Below are 16,524 nucleotides of genomic sequence, written 5' to 3'. Positions count from 1 at the left end.
TAACGAGACGGCGCCAGCAACAACATGAATGAAATTCATGAAAAGGTCGTCAGCGCTCCAGAACCCTGCAGCTTTGCTATCATCGCGCACCTTTGTTTCCGCTTTGCTCAGGTAGTTCTCATGTCCGATCGCAGCGCCCGCCTCCACGCCCTCCAGCAAGCCCTGAAGGAGCGCATCCTGATCCTCGATGGCGGCATGGGTACCATGATCCAGAGCTACAAGCTGGAAGAGGCCGACTACCGCGGCGAGCGCTTCGCCGACTGGCCGAGCGACGTCAAGGGCAACAACGACCTGCTGCTGCTGACCCAGCCGAAGATCATCGCCGAGATCGAGAAGGCCTACCTGGATGCCGGCGCCGACATCCTGGAAACCAACACCTTCAACGCCACCCGCGTGTCGCAGGCCGACTACGACATGGAGGAGCTGGTCTACGAGCTGAACGTGGCCGGCGCCCGCGTCGCCCGCGAAGTCTGCGACGCCAAGACCCTGGAAACCCCGGATCGCCCGCGCTTCGTTGCCGGCGTGCTCGGCCCGACCAGCCGCACCTGCTCGATCTCCCCGGACGTCAACGACCCCGGCTACCGCAACGTCACCTTCGACGCGCTGGTGGAGAACTACACCGAGGCCACCCGTGGCCTGATCGAGGGCGGCGCCGACCTGATCCTGATCGAGACCATCTTCGACACCCTCAACGCCAAGGCGGCGATCTTCGCTGTGCAGCAGGTGTTCGAGGAAGACGGCGTCGAGCTGCCGATCATGATCTCCGGCACCATCACCGACGCCTCCGGCCGCACCCTGTCCGGGCAGACCACCGAAGCCTTCTGGAACTCGGTGGCGCACGCCAAGCCGATCTCCGTGGGCCTGAACTGCGCCCTCGGCGCCAAGGACCTGCGTCCGTACTTGGAGGAGCTGTCGAACAAGGCCGGCACCCACGTTTCCGCGCACCCCAACGCTGGCTTGCCCAACGCCTTCGGTGAATACGACGAGACCCCAGCGGAAATGGCCGCCGTGGTCGAAGAGTTCGCCGCCAGTGGCTTCTTGAACATCATCGGCGGTTGCTGCGGCACTACGCCGGGGCATATTCAGGCCATCGCCGAGGCGGTCGCCAAGTACCAGCCACGCCCGATTCCGGACATTCCGAAAGCCTGTCGCCTGTCCGGCCTTGAGCCCTTCACCATCGACCGCAACTCGTTGTTCGTCAACGTCGGCGAGCGCACCAACATCACCGGTTCGGCCAAGTTCGCCCGCCTGATCCGCGAGGAGAACTACACCGAGGCGCTGGAAGTCGCCCTGCAGCAGGTGGAAGCTGGCGCCCAGGTGATCGACATCAACATGGACGAAGGGATGCTCGACTCCAAGGCCGCCATGGTCAGGTTCCTCAACCTGATCGCCGGCGAGCCGGACATCTCCCGCGTGCCGATCATGATCGACTCCTCCAAGTGGGAAGTGATCGAGGCCGGCCTCAAATGCATCCAGGGCAAAGGCATCGTCAACTCGATTTCCATGAAGGAAGGCGTCGAGCAGTTCAAGCATCACGCCAAGCTGTGCAAGCGCTACGGCGCCGCCGTGGTGGTGATGGCCTTCGACGAGGCCGGCCAGGCCGACACCGCCGCGCGCAAGAAGGAAATCTGCCAGCGCAGCTACGACATTCTGGTCAATGAAGTCGGCTTCCCGCCAGAAGACATCATCTTCGACCCGAACATCTTCGCCGTGGCTACCGGCATCGAAGAGCACAATAACTACGCCGTCGACTTCATCGAAGCCTGCGCCTATATCCGCGACAACCTGCCGTTCGCCCTGTCCAGCGGCGGCGTGTCCAACGTGTCGTTCTCGTTCCGTGGTAACAACCCGGTGCGCGAAGCGATCCACTCGGTGTTCCTCTACTACGCGATCCAGAACGGCCTGACCATGGGCATCGTCAACGCCGGCCAGCTGGAGATCTACGACGAGATCCCGAAAGAGCTGCGCGACGCGGTCGAGGACGTGGTGCTCAACCGCAACGACGGTGCCACCGAAGCGCTGTTGGCCATCGCCGACAAGTACAAGGGCGACGGCGCCGCCAAGGAAGTCGAGAACGAAGAGTGGCGTTCGCTGCCGGTGGACAAGCGCCTGGAGCACGCGCTGGTCAAGGGCATCACCGCCTTTATCGTCGAAGACACCGAGGAGTGCCGCCAGCAGTGCGCGCGCCCCATCGAGGTCATCGAAGGCCCGCTGATGAGCGGCATGAACGTGGTCGGCGACCTGTTCGGCTCGGGCAAGATGTTCCTGCCCCAGGTGGTCAAGTCCGCCCGGGTGATGAAGCAGGCCGTGGCGCACCTGATCCCTTTCATCGAAGCCGAGAAAGGCGACAAGCCGGAAGCCAAGGGCAAGATTCTCATGGCCACGGTCAAGGGCGACGTGCACGACATCGGCAAGAACATCGTCGGCGTGGTGCTGGGCTGTAACGGCTACGACATCGTCGACCTCGGCGTGATGGTGCCGGCAGAGAAGATCCTGCAGACCGCCATCGCCGAGAAATGCGACATCATCGGCCTGTCCGGGCTGATCACCCCGTCGCTGGACGAAATGGTGCACGTGGCCAAGGAGATGCAGCGCCAGGGCTTCAAGCTGCCGCTGATGATTGGCGGCGCCACCACCTCCAAGGCGCACACCGCAGTGAAGATCGACCCGCAGTACAGCAACGATGCCGTGGTCTACGTCACCGACGCCTCGCGTGCCGTGGGCGTGGCCACTCAGTTGCTGTCCAAGGAGCTGAAGCCTGACTTCGTGCAGAAGACCCGCGACGAGTACGTGGTGGTACGTGAGCGCACCGCCGCCCGTGCCACTCGCACCGAGCGCCTGAGCTACGACAGCGCCATCGCCAACAAGCCGGTCTTCGACTGGGATGGCTACACCGCACCCAAGCCGAGCTTCACCGGCGCGCAGGTACTGGACGATATCGACCTCAAGGTGCTGGCCGAGTACATCGACTGGACGCCCTTCTTCATCTCCTGGGACCTGGCCGGCAAGTACCCGCGCATTCTCACCGACGAGATCGTCGGCGAGGCGGCCACCAGCCTGTTCAACGACGCCCAGGCGATGCTGAAGAAGCTGATCGACGAAAAACTGATCAAGGCCCGTGCCGTGTTCGGTTTCTGGCCGGCCAACCAGGTGCATGACGACGACATCGAAGTCTACGGCGACGACGGCGAACAGCTCGCCACCCTGCATCACCTGCGCCAGCAAACCATCAAGCCCGACGGCAAGCCGAACCTGTCGCTGGCCGACTTCGTCGCGCCCAAGGAAAGCGGTATTACGGATTATGTGGGCGGCTTTATCACCACCGCCGGCATCGGCGCCGAGGAAGTGGCCAAGGCCTACCAGGACAAGGGCGATGACTACAACTCGATCATGGTCAAGGCGCTGGCCGACCGCCTGGCCGAAGCCTGCGCCGAGTGGCTGCACCAGCGCGTGCGCACGCACTACTGGGGTTATGCCGCCGGCGAGCAACTGGACAATGAGGCGCTGATCCGCGAGCAGTACAAGGGCATCCGCCCTGCTCCCGGTTATCCGGCCTGCCCGGACCACACCGAGAAAGCCACGCTGTTCAAGCTGCTCGACCCCGAGGCCGATTACAACAAGGCCGGACGCAGCGGCGTGTTCCTCACCGAGCACTACGCCATGTTCCCGGCAGCGGCGGTATCGGGCTGGTACTTCGCCCACCCCGAGGCTCAGTACTTCGCCGTGGGCAAGGTGGACAAGGATCAGATCGAGCGCTACAGCGAGCGCAAGGGTCAGGACCTCGCCGTCAGCGAACGCTGGCTGATGCCCAACCTGGGCTACGACGACTGATCCAGCACCCGGACTTTCCTAACCCGTGCGGCAACAGCCGCCGGGTTCTTTCTCTGCAAGGACGTATTGATGTACTACCGACTTCCCGCCCTCTTGCTGCTCGCCCTGTTGACCGGCTGCGGCACCATCGCGTTCGACCCACCCGTGTTCGAGCTCGCCCCGTCCAAGATCGCCGACTTCCCGGTTCGCGGAACGGTGACCATCGAAAACGCACAGCCCGCTACCGAACCCGTGATCCTGCATTCGCAGAGCGGTATTCGCCTGCAATCGAACTACCACGAAGTCACCAAGACCATGGTGACTCAGGCCCGTTTCGAGTTGGCGCGCCACGGCAAAGTCGGCTCCGGAAGTGACAAGAAGATCGATCTGAAGGTCACGCACCTGGAAAGTCGCTACATCTTCTTCTACTGGAAAGGCACCATGACCTTCACGGTCAGCCTGGGAGACGGGCAACGCTTCGACATGACCGTCAACCACGCCACCGGCGCCAATGCCCAGCAGGACCTCAGCGGTTCGATCGCCGACGGAGTGGTGGCGCTCTACAAGGACCAGCGGGTACTCGACTACCTCGCGCGCTGATCGCCATCCGCTCGAGACGCGGTCGAACTATCACCTGCCCAAGATGAAAAGAGCCCGCAATAGCGGGCTCTTTTCATTCGTTCAGCGACAAACCAGGTGTAACTCGCGCCGATCATCGAAAAACACGAACTCCGACGAGCGACGGATGCTCCAACTGATGTCGAGCCATCTCGGCTCATTCGACGGAGCGATGACATGCACAAGCACAGCCTTGCACTACTGACCGTGGCAGCCGTGATGAGCGGTTGCTCGACGTTCGAGAACCCGACCGACTACGTGACCTTTCGCAATGAGCCACTGGTCAAGCAGGTTGATCACGGCATGACCAGGGATCAGGTACTCACCCTTGGCGGCCCGCCCTCTTCAGAAGTGCGGAACAGCGTGACCGGCGGCACCTGCAATAACTACGTGCTCAATGTCGACGGCGTGGAACAGCCCTATTACGTGGACTTCGACCTCAACGGCCGAGTCGACAGCAAGGGCTTCATGAGCTGCGAGCAGCACCAGGACAACCAGCGCCGCCTATGACCGCATCGGCCCCGCTGCCTGCAGCGGGGCCGTTGATCGACTAGAAGATCAGTTTCAGCAGGCCGATGACCACGATCAGGCCGATGATGAAAATGATACCGACGGTACCGCCGAGAAACTTCAGCATGCTGACTCTCCTTTTACGAGGTTCATCGTTGTGACCTCGATCCAGGCGTCAGCGTTTAGCTTTTTTCTTCCAACTGCGGCGACGAGGATCAGGCGCCCGGGCGGCGGACGATCTTGATGCTGTATTCCATTTGCGGCTTGCGCGTCACGCTCACGGCGCGACGGCTGACGGTATCCAGCGTGATGTTCCAGAAACCACTGGATGGCACGCGGATCTTCGCCGGAAACTTGATGAAAGCACCGCCGTGGTAGCTGTGACGACCACGATTTCTGAAGGCGCGGAAGTTGGCATCGTTCATCAGGCGGATGTTGCACGGCTGGGAACACTGGATGACCACCAGATCGCCCTCTTCCAGGTGCTCGCGTTGATGGATGAATTTCATCGTTTTCGGACTCGGTGGTGAAACGGGGGCGCAATAGTGCCGCAAGCGGCCTGCCATCGCCAGCGCGGCTGACGACTCGCTTGCGCCAGAGCCTCGCGCTGCCTAGGATGCGCGCCCATGAAAGCTTTGCTCGATCGTATTCCCACCCTGCTCGCCCTGCTGCGCCGTTATCCCGGCCTGGTCGCTCTGTTCGGCTTCTGCTCGGGCGTCGCCAGCTTTCTGCTGGTCGACCGGCAGGCCTACCTGGCCAAGGTGCTGGGCGTGGTGCTGCTGGTCAGCTGGATCTGGCTGATTCTGGAAAACCTGCTACGCGAGCGCATTGCCCGGCGCTTTGGCTTCGAGCTGCCATTGCCGCTGCTGCGCTATGGCACGCAGATGATCCATCAGGAAAGCCTGTTCTTCGTCCTGCCGTTCTTCTTCATCACCACCACCTGGAACAGCGGGCAATTGCTGTTCAGCGGCCTGCTGGCGGCTGCGGCGCTGGCCTCGATCACCGACCCGATCTACTACCGCTGGCTGGCACCCAGGCGCTGGTTGCTGCTAATGTTCCACAGCCTGGCCCTGTTCGCGGTGATGCTCACCGCATTGCCGATCATCTTCCACCTGACCACACCGCAGAGCTATCGCATAGCCCTGGCCACCGCCACGGTGCTGGCGCTACCGAGCCTGCCCGGGCTGATCGGTTTCGCTGGCTGGCGACGCACCCTGCTGCTGGCGATCCTGCCACTGGCAATGGCTGGGGCGGGCTGGATGGCGCGCGTCTGGGTACCACCGGCGACGCTATGGCTGACCGAGGTGGCCATCAGCGACCGCTTCGATGGCGACCAGCGCACGCCGGGCGAAAGCCTGAAGCTGATCACCCTGGAGCAACTGCGTGATCATGGCCTTTACGCCTACACCTCGATCAACGCACCCCGCGGCCTCGACGAGCGCATCTATCACGTATGGCTGCAGGACGGCCGCGAGGTCGACCGCATTGCGCTGGACATCCATGGCGGGCGCAAGAAAGGCTATCGCGCCTGGACGCACAAGCTGCGTTTCCCGCAGGATCCGCTCGGCAACTGGCAGGTTCAGGTGCGTACCGAGGCGGGCCAGATGATCGGTGTACTGCGCTTCGAAGTCGTCTCCAGCCCCGTGTCTTCGGCCGCAGAGACGACCGCGCCGCCCTTCTGACGCGGCGCGCAGACGCGCGGTTGCGGCCACGCCCTCGCGGTACGCTGAAACGCCCTACGCATGCACGCACGGCGGTGGTAGCATGCGCGCCCCATGCAGCTCTCTGAACTCAACCAACGCCTCGCCGACCTTGGCGCCAAACCCCAGCATATCGGGCGCATTACCCGTGCCTGGCTGCAGGGCAAGGCGCTGGACACCGGCACCAAGCACCAGAAGACCGAGAACTTCCTGCCACTGACAGTGCGCGAAGCACTGCCCGCCCTGGCAGCCGACCTCGACGGCCTGGCGCGCCTGCGCTCCGAACATCCCGGCGCCGACGGTTCGGCCCGCCTGCTGGTGGAGCTGGCCGACAAGCAGATGGTCGAGAGCGTGTTGCTGCCGCGCGACGGGCTGTGCATCTCCAGCCAGGTCGGTTGCGCCGTCGGCTGCGTGTTCTGCATGACCGGCAAGAGCGGCCTGCTGCGCCAGCTCAGCAGCGCCGAAATGGTCGCCCAGGTGGCACTCGGCCGACGTTTTCGCCCGGTGAAGAAAGTGGTGTTCATGGGCATGGGCGAGCCGGCGCACAACCTCGACAACGTGCTGGAGGCCATCGACCTGCTTGGCACCGAGGGCGGTATCGGCCAGCGCAATCTGGTGTTCTCCACGGTCGGCGACCCGCGCGTGTTCGAGCGCCTGCCGCAGCAACGCGTGCGCCCTGCCCTGGCCCTGTCGCTGCACACCACCGATGCCGAACTGCGTCAGCGCCTGCTGCCCAAGGCGCCGCGCATCGACCCCGAAGAGCTGGTGGCTCTGGGCGAAGCCTACGCCCGCACCATCGATTACCCGATCCAGTACCAGTGGACGCTGCTCAAGGGCATCAACGACAGCCAGGAGGAGATGGACAACATCCTGCGCCTGTTCAAGGGCAAGTTCGCCGTGCTCAACCTGATCCCCTACAACAGTCTGGAAGCGGACGACTACCAGCGCCCGGATGGCGAGCGCATCGTTGAGATGGTGCGCTACTTGCACAGCCGTGGCGTACTGACCAAGGTGCGTAACTCGGCCGGCCAGGATGTCGATGGCGGCTGTGGACAGTTACGCGCCCGCGCCAGCGAATTGATCAAGGTTCGCAACCTGGATCGCACATCGCCGAGCCGACCTGCACTAACATGAGGCCTGGCGTTCCCTGAAGGAGTGCTCCATGCCCCGCCGCCTCGCTGCATTCATCCTGATAGCGCTCTGCCTGCCCATCGCGGCGCAGGCCGGAGCACTGCGCGAAAAACTCCAGGAACGCCGAGAGGCGCGTGCCGAACGGCAACTGCTCGACGAGCTGCCGGCCGGCAGCCGCATCCTCCACGACCAGACCTACGGCGTGCATCCACGCCAGGTCCTCGACGTCTACCTGCCACCCAATGCGCACACAGCGCCCATCCTGCTCATGGTCCACGGCGGTGGCTGGCACACCGGCGACAAGGCCCGTGAAGAGGTGGTCGAGAACAAGGCCAGGCACTGGCTGGGCAAGGGCTACATCCTGGTGTCGAGCAACTACCGCCTGCTACCCGACGCCGACCCGCTGACCCAGGCGAGTGACGTGGCACAAGCCATAACGGCCGTGCAACGCCAGGCAAACGGTTGGGGCGGTGACCCGGCGCGATTGGTGCTGATGGGGCATTCCGCCGGTGCTCATCTGGTCGCCCTGCTCAGCAGCGACCCACAACTGGCGCCAGGGGTTTCGCCGTCGTGGCTGGGCACTGTCGCCCTCGACAGTGCCGCCTTCGATGTCCCGGCGGTGATGCAAGGGCGTCATCTGCCGCTATACGACCGCGCCTTCGGCAAGGACAGCAGCTACTGGCAGAAAGCGTCGCCCTTGCATGTCCTGCGCAGTGGCGCGCATCCGCTTTTGGCGGTGTGCTCGCCCCGGCGCAGCGACGCCTGCCCGCAGGCCGAGGCCTACGCCGCCAAGGCTCGTCAGCTGGGCGTGACGGTCAGCGTGGCACGAGAGGATCGCTCGCACCGCGAGATCAATGTGGACCTCGGAGCCGATCCAGCCTACACCGCTCGCGTCGATGCGTTTCTGCACACGCTGGGCCTGCCCTGAGGCAGGCCGCCGCCCTTTACACGCCGCTCTTGACCTTGCTCCAGATACGCGTACGAATCCGGTCGATCTTCAGCGGCATGGCCTCCAGGGTATACAGCTTGTCCATCACCGCCTCAGGCGGATAGACGGTTGGGTCAGCCTTGAGCGCCGGCTCGACCAAAGCGTCGGCCTTGGCGTTACCGTTGGCGTACTTGACGTAATTGCTGATGGCCGCCATCACCTCGGGCTGCAGCAGGTAGTTCATGAAGGCGTAGGCGCCCTCCTCGTTACCCGCATCGACCGGCATGGCCACCATGTCGAACCAGATTGGCGCGCCTTCCTTGGGAATCTCGTACTGGATCTTCACCCCGTTGCCAGCCTCGGCGGCACGCGCGCCGGCCTGCATGATGTCGCCGGAGAAGCCGACCGCCATGCATATCTCGCCGTTGGCCAGGTCACCAACGTACTTGGATGAATGAAAGTAGCGCACGTTCTTGCGCATTTGCATCAGCAGCGCTTCGGCGCGTTTGTAGTCCTCGGGGTCCTTGCTGTGGTGCGGCAAGCCCAGATGATGCAGGGCGATGGGCAGCATTTCCGGACCGTTGTCGAGGATCGCCACGCCGCACTCGTTGAGCTTGGCCAGCTTGGCCGGGTCGAACAGGACGTCCCAGCTATTCATCTTCACCTCATCACCTAGCACCGCACGCACCTTGTCGACGTTGTAGCCGATACCGGTACTGCCCCAGAGATAAGGAAAGCCATGCTCGTTGCCGGGGTCATTCACCTCCAGCGCCTTCATCAGCACCGGATTGAGGTTGTTCCAGTTCGGCAGCTTGCTGCGGTCGAGCTTCTTCAGTGCACCGCCCTGAATCTGCCGGGCCATGAAGTGATTGGAGGGAACGACCACATCGTAGCCGGAGCGCCCAGCCATGAGCTTGGCGTCCAGTGTTTCATTGCTGTCGTAGACGTCGTAATGAGCGCCCAGGCCGCTGCTCTTCTCGAATTGCTTGAGGGTGTTCGGGGAGATGTAGTCGGTCCAGTTGTAGATGCGCACGCTGTCGGCTGCGTGGGCGGTACCGGCCAGAATCAGGCACGGCAGGAGTTTCTTCAGCATGGAATACCTCGTGAGTTGTTGTTCTAGGCAGTACTGAAAAGGTGCTGATTCAGAAGATCAGCACATAGGTCTTGCGCACCGTTTCTTGTATGTCCCAGATACCGACGGTGTTGGCCGGCATCATCAGCGCGTCGCCGGCACGAATCTCGATGGGCTCGCCGCCGTCCGGGGTAAAGGTGCAGCGCCCGGCAACGAAGTGGCAGAACTCCTGCTGCACGATCTGCCGGCGCCAGCGCCCTGGTGTGCATTCCCAGACGCCGGTCTCGACGCCATCGCTGCGCTCGACGCTGGTGGTAGAAGTAACCGCCGCCGGCTCACTCAAGGGCACAGCGACCGGGTTGGACTCGTCCAGGGCGACACTGTGGGTGTTGCGAAAATGTGTGATGTTCATAGGGACTCCAGGTGAAAGATCGGCGAGCAGGGGCACTTAGCCCATCAGGCTTTCCATGCGCGCCGCCACGGCCTGCGCCAGGCGGCGACGCCAGGCTGGGCTGCGCGGGTTGGCGAGAGTTTCGTCCTCATGGACGAAACTGCGGATGATGGCGTTGTAGCCCAGCCAGCGGCAGGGTTCGGGCTCCCAGCGACTCAGCCTGGAAATCGGGCTGTCACTCAACACCCAGGGCTGACGCAGCAGTTCGCTGTCGCGGCCCAGAATCAGATCGGCCAGGGTACGTCCGCCGAGATTGCTGGCACCGACGCCCTCGCCGCCATACCCACCGGACAGCGCGATACGGTTGCGCGTGTCGCGCAGCATGTGCGGCTGGAAACGCCGCGCCATGCCCAGGTTGCCGCCCCAGGAGTGACTGAAGCGTACGTTGCGCAACTGCGGGAAGATTTCCCCCATCAGGTAGCGGCGCAAGTCGAGCTCATCGTCGGTGAGGTTGAAGTCGCTACGCAGACGCCCGCCGAAGCGATAACCGCCGCGTGCGCCGAAGATCAGGCGGTCGTCGAGGCTGCGCTGGCCGTAGGTGACCTGGCGGCTGAATTCACTGAAGGCCTGCCCGCGCTCCAGGCCGATATCAGCCCAGACATCCGCCGGTAATGGCTCGGTGGCCACGATCAGGCTCTGCACCGGCAACTGGTGATTGCCCAGCGGCGGCAAGGTAACGGCATAGCCTTCGATGGCCGGCACAACCCAGTCAGCCGTGACCCGGCCCTGAGCCGTGCGTACCCAGCCGGGCTGCCAGTCGACCACCGGGCTGCGCTCGTAGAGTTCGACGCCCAGGCCTTCTACGCAGCGTGCCAGGCCACGTGCGAGCTTGGCCGGCTGAATGGTCGCGCAATGTGGGCTGTACAGCGCGCCATAGGCATTGGCCATGCGCAACTGGGTGGCCAGCTCGCCCGGTGCCAGCCAACGGTAATCGTCTTCGCTCAGGCCCAGCGCCCGCAGCTCTTTGAGGTACTCACGCAGGCGCACTTCCTGCTCGGGATAGCGCGCCGCGCAATACAGCACGCCACCCTTGCGTAGATCGCAATCGATGTCCTCGCGCGCGACCACCGCGGCCACCTCATCGGGAATTCCGTGCAGCAGATCGAAGGCCGCCTTGCGCTCAACTGCAGGCAACTCGGCCAGCAGGCGGTCCTCGCCGAGCAGGTTGCCCATCAACCAGCCGCCATTGCGCCCGGAAGCACCGAAGCCAGCGGTCTCGGCCTCCACAATCACCACGCGCAGCTGCGGTGCCTGGCGCTTGAGGTAATAGGCTGTCCACAGACCGGTGTAACCGGCACCGATGATCGCCACGTCGGCGTGCGCATCGGTTTGCAGACTGGGCCGCGCCTGCAGTGGATCCTCGAGCTGATCCATCCACAGGCTGATGTTGCGCCAGGGGTTCATTCACGCCTCCGTCATCAATCGATGACGCAAGGCTAGTGGGCGCGATCAGTCGCTGTCTTGCGTGCGGGCCCGCGAGGAAATTTGCTTGAGGTAGGCTTTGGGCGACAGCCCGGTATGCCGCTTGAAGCTGGTGTAGAAGGCTGACAGTGAATTGAACCCGGCAGCAAAGGCCAGCTCGTCGATACGCTTGAGGTCACTGCCCGCCTGCAGGCCAGCGAGCAGGTACTGCAGCCGCGCACGATTGACGTAGCGGTAGAAGCTCTCGCCCAGCACCTGGTTGAGCAGATGGGAAATCTGGTTGCGGCTGTAACCTGTCGCCGCCGCGACCTGCTGCAGATCCAGTTCGGGGTCGAGAAAGGGCTGGCTGCGCTGGAAGTATTCCTGCAGGTCCTGAGCCAGTTGGCCCAGCTGCCGGGTCGACAGCCCCAGGCGGCTGATGGCCGGGCGCGAACTGGCACTTTCACCGACGCCACGGGCCTCACGTACCAGCGTGGCATATTCGTTGATGCGCCAGATCAGCCCGTCGCGCACGGTGATGGCCTCGCCGGTACGGAAGGACACCAGCCCTTCACCACCCTGCAGGCTGGTGCAGTATTGAATGAACGCGGTGTGACCGTCGATGCGGATACGGTCGACATGCTCCAGTAGTTCGCCGGGGCGGCGCGGCAGGTTGTTCGTGACGTACTCGTGCAGATCGACCAGGCGCATGCAACGCTGCTGATAGAAATCGTTGTACTCGATCTCTGGGTGATACAGCGCCATCACCGCGTCGAGGTCGCGATGCTTCCAGCTCAGGTGGTAGCGCAGGATAGTGTCGCGGGTGCGCGCTGTCTGCGCGGCATCGTCGGGAAAATGATCGTCAGTCATAATCGAGGTCTGTGGTCGGTGCGTTGGCAGATTGCCTGATTCACCAAGACCAGCCTAGCCCCACGTGCTGCCTTGTCGGTTGCCGACTATGCTTGCAGGACCGACGGAGAGGCTGACCATGAGCGATCAGGACAAAGACCCCCAGCAGGCCCCGCTGACCCTGCGCGAGATGCTGCAGAGCGTGCTGGCCGCCGCCCTTGGCGTGCAAAGCGGGAAGAACCGTAGCCGCGACTTCAGTCGCGGCAAGCCCAGTCACTTCATTCTGCTTGGTGTAATCTTCACCGCCTTGTTCGTGATCGTGCTGCTGGCAGCGGTGAAACTGGTCCTGCACCTGGCGACCGGCTGATCAGTCCAGCAGGGAGGCGATCGAGCAGTCGTAGCGCGGCTGCTCTGGGTGTTTCAACAGACTGAACTGGCGAAAGTCCATACCGATATCCGGCCGGGCAAGGCGTTTCAGCAGTTTCTGCGATTGCGTCCTGTCCACCGTCCGCAGCAATTGGGCCACCTGGTCCTTGCCGCCGCGCTCGATGAAGTCCAGCCCTCGGGCATGGTCATTGAGCATCACCAGGGCGCAGGCGCCCAGCAGGAAGTGACCACTCGCCAGAACCTCGATGCGCCCATCGATGCGCGTCTGCAGCACCCGAGCCGAGTTGTTCAGCGCCGCGTAGTGCAGCGCTCGGCCAGACTCTGCCGCCGCGCGCATCACGCCAAAGGCCATTTCATCATTGGCGGACCAGATCAGGCTGACCTGCGGATAGCGCGACAACAGGCCCTGCGCCTGCTCGTAGGCGCGTTGCTCCTGCCATTCACCGTGCACGGCCTGCACCAGCTTGATGTGCGGTGCTTTATCCAAGGCGCGCTGCAGGCCCGCCAGGCGCAGGATCGAGGAAGGTGTTTGCTTGACCCCGGAAAACGCCAGCATCTCGGTCGGCTGCCCCCTGGCCAGGGCGATCAGGTCGCGCCCCATCAGATAGCCGGCCTCCTCGTCGTTGGGCACCAGGCTGCCCAGCCAGTTGTGGTGACGCTCGCGGCTGCCGCCGATCAGGGCCTGCTGCTCCTCGGTCAGAGTACTGTGCAAGGCAAACAGCTTGACCGCGCTGTTTTCGAACAGGCGCAACACTACCGGCCCCTGGAACTGTTCGTTGGTAAAGATCAGATAGTCGGGATGCTCACCCTCGAGCACCTGGCGCGCATTGCCCAACATGCGCAAGGGGTCACGTTCGCCATACAGCACTTTCAGCTCGATGCCGAGATCGCCGGCGGCGTCCTGCATGTAGCGGCTGTAATCGGCCCAGAAGCTCTCACTGGAGTAGCCCGGGCTGAGGAACACCATCGTCGGTGCACGCGGTTCCGCCAGCGCCAATGCGCAGCAAAACAATAGCCCCAGGCCCAGTACCCACCTGATCACAGCACCCCTCCCTAGTCATCGGGGCGCAGTATAAGGCGCAAATGAAAAAAGGCCGACCGCTAATGCGCACCGGCCTTTACTGTCATTGGCCGCTGACCCAGAAAACCGCCGTGCCCACTGCAATCAGAATCAGGCAGAAGATCGCCCAGGCATCAATGACGCTGTCGGAATTTTCTATCTCGGTGTGCTCGCTCATGGCTCCCCCTCTTCTTGTGCTTTTGGGTGACGCACACTGCATTTAAGACCAGCCTTGGCCATCGCTCAAACCATATGGTTATGCTCTGGAGCAGTCTTATTCCTTAAACTCAGGTTTATATATTCAAACATCACTTTTACGCATAAACCTGAGCTGGTATCGTGCCCCGGCTCCTTGGGGAGTGCGCGGCCGTGCGCGCTGATTGGCAGTAAGTAGCCTGAAAACAGGACCCTTCATGTACGTATATGACCAGTACGATCAAAAGATCGTCGAGGATCGCGTCAAGCAGTTCCGCGATCAAACCCACCGCTATCTCGCCGGTGAGCTGAGCGGCGAGGAATTCCGTCCGCTGCGCCTGCAGAACGGTCTGTATATCCAGCGTTTCGCGCCCATGCTGCGCGTCGCCGTGCCTTACGGCCTGTTGTCGTCCGCCCAGGTTCGCGTGCTAGCGCGCATCGCCCGTGACTACGACAAAGGCTATGCCCACATCAGCACCCGCCAGAACGTCCAGTACAACTGGCCGGAACTGGAAGACGTGCCGGAAATTCTCGCCGAGCTGGCCACCGTGCAGATGCACGCCATCCAGACCAGCGGCAACTGCATCCGCAACACCACCACCGATCAGTTCGCTGGCGTGGCCAAGGACGAGATCGTCGATCCGCGCCCCTGGTGCGAAATCATCCGCCAGTGGTCGACCTTCCACCCCGAATTTTCGCACCTGCCGCGCAAGTTCAAGATCGCCGTCAACGGCGCTGTCAGCGACCGCGCGGCCATCGAAGTGCATGACATCGGCCTGGAAGCGGTCAAGAACGAAGCCGGTGAGCTGGGTTTCCGCGTTTCCGTCGGCGGCGGCCTGGGCCGTACCCCGATCGTCGGCAGCTTCATCAACGAATTCCTGCCCTGGCAGCACCTGATCAGTTATCTCGATGCCATCCTTCGCGTGTACAACCGCTATGGCCGTCGCGATAACAAATACAAGGCGCGCATCAAGATTCTGGTCAAGGCGCTGACCCCGGAAGTCTTCGCACAGCGCGTGGATGCCGAATGGGCGCACCTGAAGGATGGCCCGACCACCCTGACCGAAGCGGAAGTCGCCCGCGTCGCTGCGCATTTCGTCGACCCGGCCTATCAGGCCCTGAACGACGAAGACGCCCTGCTCGCCCAGCAGGATGCCGAGCATCCGGGCTTCGCCCGCTGGCGCCAGCGCAACACCTTCGCCCACAAGAAGCCTGGCTACGTTGCCGTGACCCTGTCGCTCAAGCCGACCGGTGTGGCGCCAGGCGACGTCACCGACAAGCAGCTCGATGCCATCGCCGACCTGGCCGACCGTTACTGCTTCGGTGAAGTGCGCAACAGCCACAACCAGAACATCATCCTCGCCGACGTCGAGCAGCGTCAGCTGCTGGCCCTGTGGGGCGAGCTGCGCGAGCAAGGCTTCGCTACGCCGAACGTCGGCCTGCTGACCGACATCATCTGCTGCCCGGGTGGCGACTTCTGCTCGCTGGCCAACGCCAAGTCGATCCCGATTGCCGAAGCCATTCAGCGTCGCTTCGACGATCTCGACTACCTGTTCGACATCGGCGACATCGACCTGAACATCTCCGGCTGCATGAACGCCTGTGGTCACCACCACGTCGGCCATATCGGCATTCTCGGCGTCGACAAGAAAGGCCAGGAGTTCTATCAGGTATCGCTCGGCGGCAGCGCCGGCCGCGACGCCAGCCTGGCGCAGATCCTCGGCCCATCCTTCGCCGAAGCGGACATGGCCGACGTGATCGACAAGATCATCAAGGTCTACGTCGAACAACGTACCGAAGAAGAAAGCTTCCTCGATACCTACCGCCGCGTCGGTATCGACCCGTTCAAGGAGCGCGTCTATGCAGCGAATCATTAAGAACGGTCAGGTGGTCGACGAAACCTGGCACCTGCTGGCCAAGGACGTGACCCTGGACGCCATCCCCAACTGCGACGACATCATCGTGCCGCTGGCGCTGTGGGTCGAGCATGCTCATGCCCTCAAGGCGCGCGACGGCGGCCTGGGCGTGTGGCTGGAAGCGGGCGACGAGGTCGAGGAAATCGCCGATGACCTCGCCCACTTCCAGGTCATCGCCCTGGAGTTCCCGGCCTTCACCGATGGCCGCCACTCCTCCACGGCGTACCTGCTGCGCACCCGCTACGGCTACACCGGCGAAGTCCGCGCCATTGGTGACGTGCTGCGTGATCAGCTGTTCGCCCTCAAGCGTGTCGGCTTCGACGCCTTTGCCCTGCGTGCAGACAAGGATCCGTTCGACGCACTGAAGGCTTTCGAGGAATACAGCGAGGTCTATCAGGCGTCGGCTGACCAGTCGCAGCCGCTGTTCCGCCGCCGCGCCTGATCGCGATCAGCTGAGCACACAAAACGCCCCGACTGGTTCGGGGCGTTTTGCATT

General features: G+C 63.1%; 16 protein-coding genes. 9 read left to right on the top strand and 7 right to left on the bottom strand.

Annotated features, from left to right (window positions below; genetic code table 11):
* Positions 1-120: 120 nt before the first annotated feature.
* The 3 genes from metH (at position 121) to osmE (ending at position 4,938) form a co-directional block, all read left to right on the top strand.
* Complete coding sequence (gene metH, locus ACN8M7_RS07490) at positions 121-3,831, top strand: methionine synthase (RefSeq protein ID WP_490260328.1); 3,711 nt, start codon at positions 121-123, stop codon at positions 3,829-3,831.
* A 69-nt stretch (positions 3,832-3,900) separates the two neighbouring features.
* The gene (locus ACN8M7_RS07485; RefSeq protein WP_490260327.1) at positions 3,901-4,410 is read left to right on the top strand and encodes a hypothetical protein; all 510 of its coding nucleotides are present in this window, start codon (positions 3,901-3,903) and stop codon (positions 4,408-4,410) included.
* 195 nt (positions 4,411-4,605) lie between these two features.
* Complete coding sequence (osmE, locus tag ACN8M7_RS07480; protein ID WP_490260326.1) at positions 4,606-4,938, top strand: osmotically-inducible lipoprotein OsmE; 333 nt, start codon at positions 4,606-4,608, stop codon at positions 4,936-4,938.
* A 40-nt stretch (positions 4,939-4,978) separates the two neighbouring features.
* Here osmE and ACN8M7_RS07475 read toward each other — a convergent pair whose 3' ends face one another.
* Positions 4,979-5,065 (bottom strand): small membrane protein YohP, encoded by an 87-nt coding sequence (locus ACN8M7_RS07475; protein WP_115291545.1) that lies wholly within the window; start codon positions 5,063-5,065, stop codon positions 4,979-4,981.
* Positions 5,066-5,153: 88 nt separating this feature from the next.
* Complete coding sequence (locus tag ACN8M7_RS07470) at positions 5,154-5,447, bottom strand: DUF1883 domain-containing protein (RefSeq protein ID WP_003460213.1); 294 nt, start codon at positions 5,445-5,447, stop codon at positions 5,154-5,156.
* 117 nt (positions 5,448-5,564) lie between these two features.
* Here ACN8M7_RS07470 and ACN8M7_RS07465 point away from each other — a divergent pair, with 117 nt between their 5' ends.
* The 3 genes from ACN8M7_RS07465 (at position 5,565) to ACN8M7_RS07455 (ending at position 8,697) form a co-directional block, all read left to right on the top strand.
* Complete coding sequence (locus ACN8M7_RS07465; RefSeq protein WP_490260325.1) at positions 5,565-6,620, top strand: DUF5924 family protein; 1,056 nt, start codon at positions 5,565-5,567, stop codon at positions 6,618-6,620.
* A 93-nt stretch (positions 6,621-6,713) separates the two neighbouring features.
* The gene (locus ACN8M7_RS07460; RefSeq protein ID WP_061239504.1) at positions 6,714-7,772 is read left to right on the top strand and encodes an RNA methyltransferase; all 1,059 of its coding nucleotides are present in this window, start codon (positions 6,714-6,716) and stop codon (positions 7,770-7,772) included.
* A gap of 28 nt (positions 7,773-7,800) precedes the next feature.
* Positions 7,801-8,697, top strand: a complete 897-nt coding sequence (locus tag ACN8M7_RS07455) for an alpha/beta hydrolase (RefSeq protein ID WP_490260324.1) — start codon at positions 7,801-7,803, stop codon at positions 8,695-8,697.
* 16 nt (positions 8,698-8,713) lie between these two features.
* Here the strand turns inward: ACN8M7_RS07455 and ACN8M7_RS07450 are convergent, their stop codons facing one another.
* The 4 genes from ACN8M7_RS07450 to ACN8M7_RS07435 are packed head-to-tail and all read right to left on the bottom strand — an operon-like array spanning position 8,714 to position 12,491.
* Entirely contained in the window at positions 8,714-9,790 is a 1,077-nt protein-coding gene (locus ACN8M7_RS07450) for a polyamine ABC transporter substrate-binding protein (RefSeq protein ID WP_490260323.1), read from the bottom strand.
* 49 nt (positions 9,791-9,839) lie between these two features.
* Positions 9,840-10,181, bottom strand: a complete 342-nt coding sequence (locus ACN8M7_RS07445; RefSeq protein ID WP_490260322.1) for a cupin domain-containing protein — start codon at positions 10,179-10,181, stop codon at positions 9,840-9,842.
* A 36-nt stretch (positions 10,182-10,217) separates the two neighbouring features.
* Entirely contained in the window at positions 10,218-11,624 is a 1,407-nt protein-coding gene (locus tag ACN8M7_RS07440; protein WP_490260321.1) for an NAD(P)/FAD-dependent oxidoreductase, read from the bottom strand.
* A 45-nt stretch (positions 11,625-11,669) separates the two neighbouring features.
* On the bottom strand, positions 11,670-12,491 hold the full coding sequence (locus tag ACN8M7_RS07435) for a helix-turn-helix domain-containing protein (protein ID WP_490260320.1): 822 nt from the start codon (positions 12,489-12,491) through the stop codon (positions 11,670-11,672).
* Positions 12,492-12,609: 118 nt separating this feature from the next.
* Between ACN8M7_RS07435 and ACN8M7_RS07430 the strand changes: the two genes are divergently transcribed.
* Positions 12,610-12,837, top strand: a complete 228-nt coding sequence (locus ACN8M7_RS07430; protein WP_061239517.1) for a DUF2970 domain-containing protein — start codon at positions 12,610-12,612, stop codon at positions 12,835-12,837.
* Here the strand turns inward: ACN8M7_RS07430 and ACN8M7_RS07425 are convergent, their stop codons facing one another.
* Complete coding sequence (locus ACN8M7_RS07425; RefSeq protein WP_490260738.1) at positions 12,838-13,824, bottom strand: ABC transporter substrate-binding protein; 987 nt, start codon at positions 13,822-13,824, stop codon at positions 12,838-12,840.
* A gap of 506 nt (positions 13,825-14,330) precedes the next feature.
* On the opposite strand from ACN8M7_RS07425, the gene ACN8M7_RS07420 reads away from it, so the two are divergent.
* Positions 14,331-15,989: a nitrite/sulfite reductase gene (locus ACN8M7_RS07420; RefSeq protein WP_490260319.1), complete on the top strand. Its 1,659-nt coding sequence runs from the start codon at positions 14,331-14,333 to the stop codon at positions 15,987-15,989.
* A complete protein-coding gene (locus ACN8M7_RS07415; RefSeq protein WP_490260318.1) occupies positions 15,973-16,470 on the top strand; it encodes a DUF934 domain-containing protein in 498 nt (165 codons plus the stop codon). Before ACN8M7_RS07420 ends, ACN8M7_RS07415 begins: the two co-directional genes overlap by 17 nt.
* The last annotated feature ends 54 nt before the right edge of the window (positions 16,471-16,524 follow it).

This window comes from Pseudomonas spartinae (genome assembly GCF_965197125.1).
GTDB lineage: Bacteria > Pseudomonadota > Gammaproteobacteria > Pseudomonadales > Pseudomonadaceae > Aquipseudomonas > Aquipseudomonas composti_A.
This window is presented reverse-complemented; position numbering and strand designations above follow the sequence as displayed.

What these genes read in the sequence shown, in the direction of transcription:
- ACN8M7_RS07415 (WP_490260318.1), top strand. Translation starts at nt 15,973, where the DNA reads ATGCAGCGAATCATTAAGAACGGTCAGGTGGTCGACGAAACCTGGCAC.
- ACN8M7_RS07475 (WP_115291545.1), bottom strand. Translation starts at nt 5,065, where the DNA reads ATGCTGAAGTTTCTCGGCGGTACCGTCGGTATCATTTTCATCATCGGC.
- ACN8M7_RS07445 (WP_490260322.1), bottom strand. Translation starts at nt 10,181, where the DNA reads ATGAACATCACACATTTTCGCAACACCCACAGTGTCGCCCTGGACGAG.
- metH (WP_490260328.1), top strand. Translation starts at nt 121, where the DNA reads ATGTCCGATCGCAGCGCCCGCCTCCACGCCCTCCAGCAAGCCCTGAAG.
- ACN8M7_RS07455 (WP_490260324.1), top strand. Translation starts at nt 7,801, where the DNA reads ATGCCCCGCCGCCTCGCTGCATTCATCCTGATAGCGCTCTGCCTGCCC.
- ACN8M7_RS07440 (WP_490260321.1), bottom strand. Translation starts at nt 11,624, where the DNA reads ATGAACCCCTGGCGCAACATCAGCCTGTGGATGGATCAGCTCGAGGAT.
- ACN8M7_RS07460 (WP_061239504.1), top strand. Translation starts at nt 6,714, where the DNA reads ATGCAGCTCTCTGAACTCAACCAACGCCTCGCCGACCTTGGCGCCAAA.
- ACN8M7_RS07470 (WP_003460213.1), bottom strand. Translation starts at nt 5,447, where the DNA reads ATGAAATTCATCCATCAACGCGAGCACCTGGAAGAGGGCGATCTGGTG.
- ACN8M7_RS07450 (WP_490260323.1), bottom strand. Translation starts at nt 9,790, where the DNA reads ATGCTGAAGAAACTCCTGCCGTGCCTGATTCTGGCCGGTACCGCCCAC.
- osmE (WP_490260326.1), top strand. Translation starts at nt 4,606, where the DNA reads ATGCACAAGCACAGCCTTGCACTACTGACCGTGGCAGCCGTGATGAGC.
- ACN8M7_RS07435 (WP_490260320.1), bottom strand. Translation starts at nt 12,491, where the DNA reads ATGACTGACGATCATTTTCCCGACGATGCCGCGCAGACAGCGCGCACC.
- ACN8M7_RS07465 (WP_490260325.1), top strand. Translation starts at nt 5,565, where the DNA reads ATGAAAGCTTTGCTCGATCGTATTCCCACCCTGCTCGCCCTGCTGCGC.
- ACN8M7_RS07425 (WP_490260738.1), bottom strand. Translation starts at nt 13,824, where the DNA reads ATGGTGTTCCTCAGCCCGGGCTACTCCAGTGAGAGCTTCTGGGCCGAT.
- ACN8M7_RS07485 (WP_490260327.1), top strand. Translation starts at nt 3,901, where the DNA reads ATGTACTACCGACTTCCCGCCCTCTTGCTGCTCGCCCTGTTGACCGGC.
- ACN8M7_RS07420 (WP_490260319.1), top strand. Translation starts at nt 14,331, where the DNA reads ATGTACGTATATGACCAGTACGATCAAAAGATCGTCGAGGATCGCGTC.
- ACN8M7_RS07430 (WP_061239517.1), top strand. Translation starts at nt 12,610, where the DNA reads ATGAGCGATCAGGACAAAGACCCCCAGCAGGCCCCGCTGACCCTGCGC.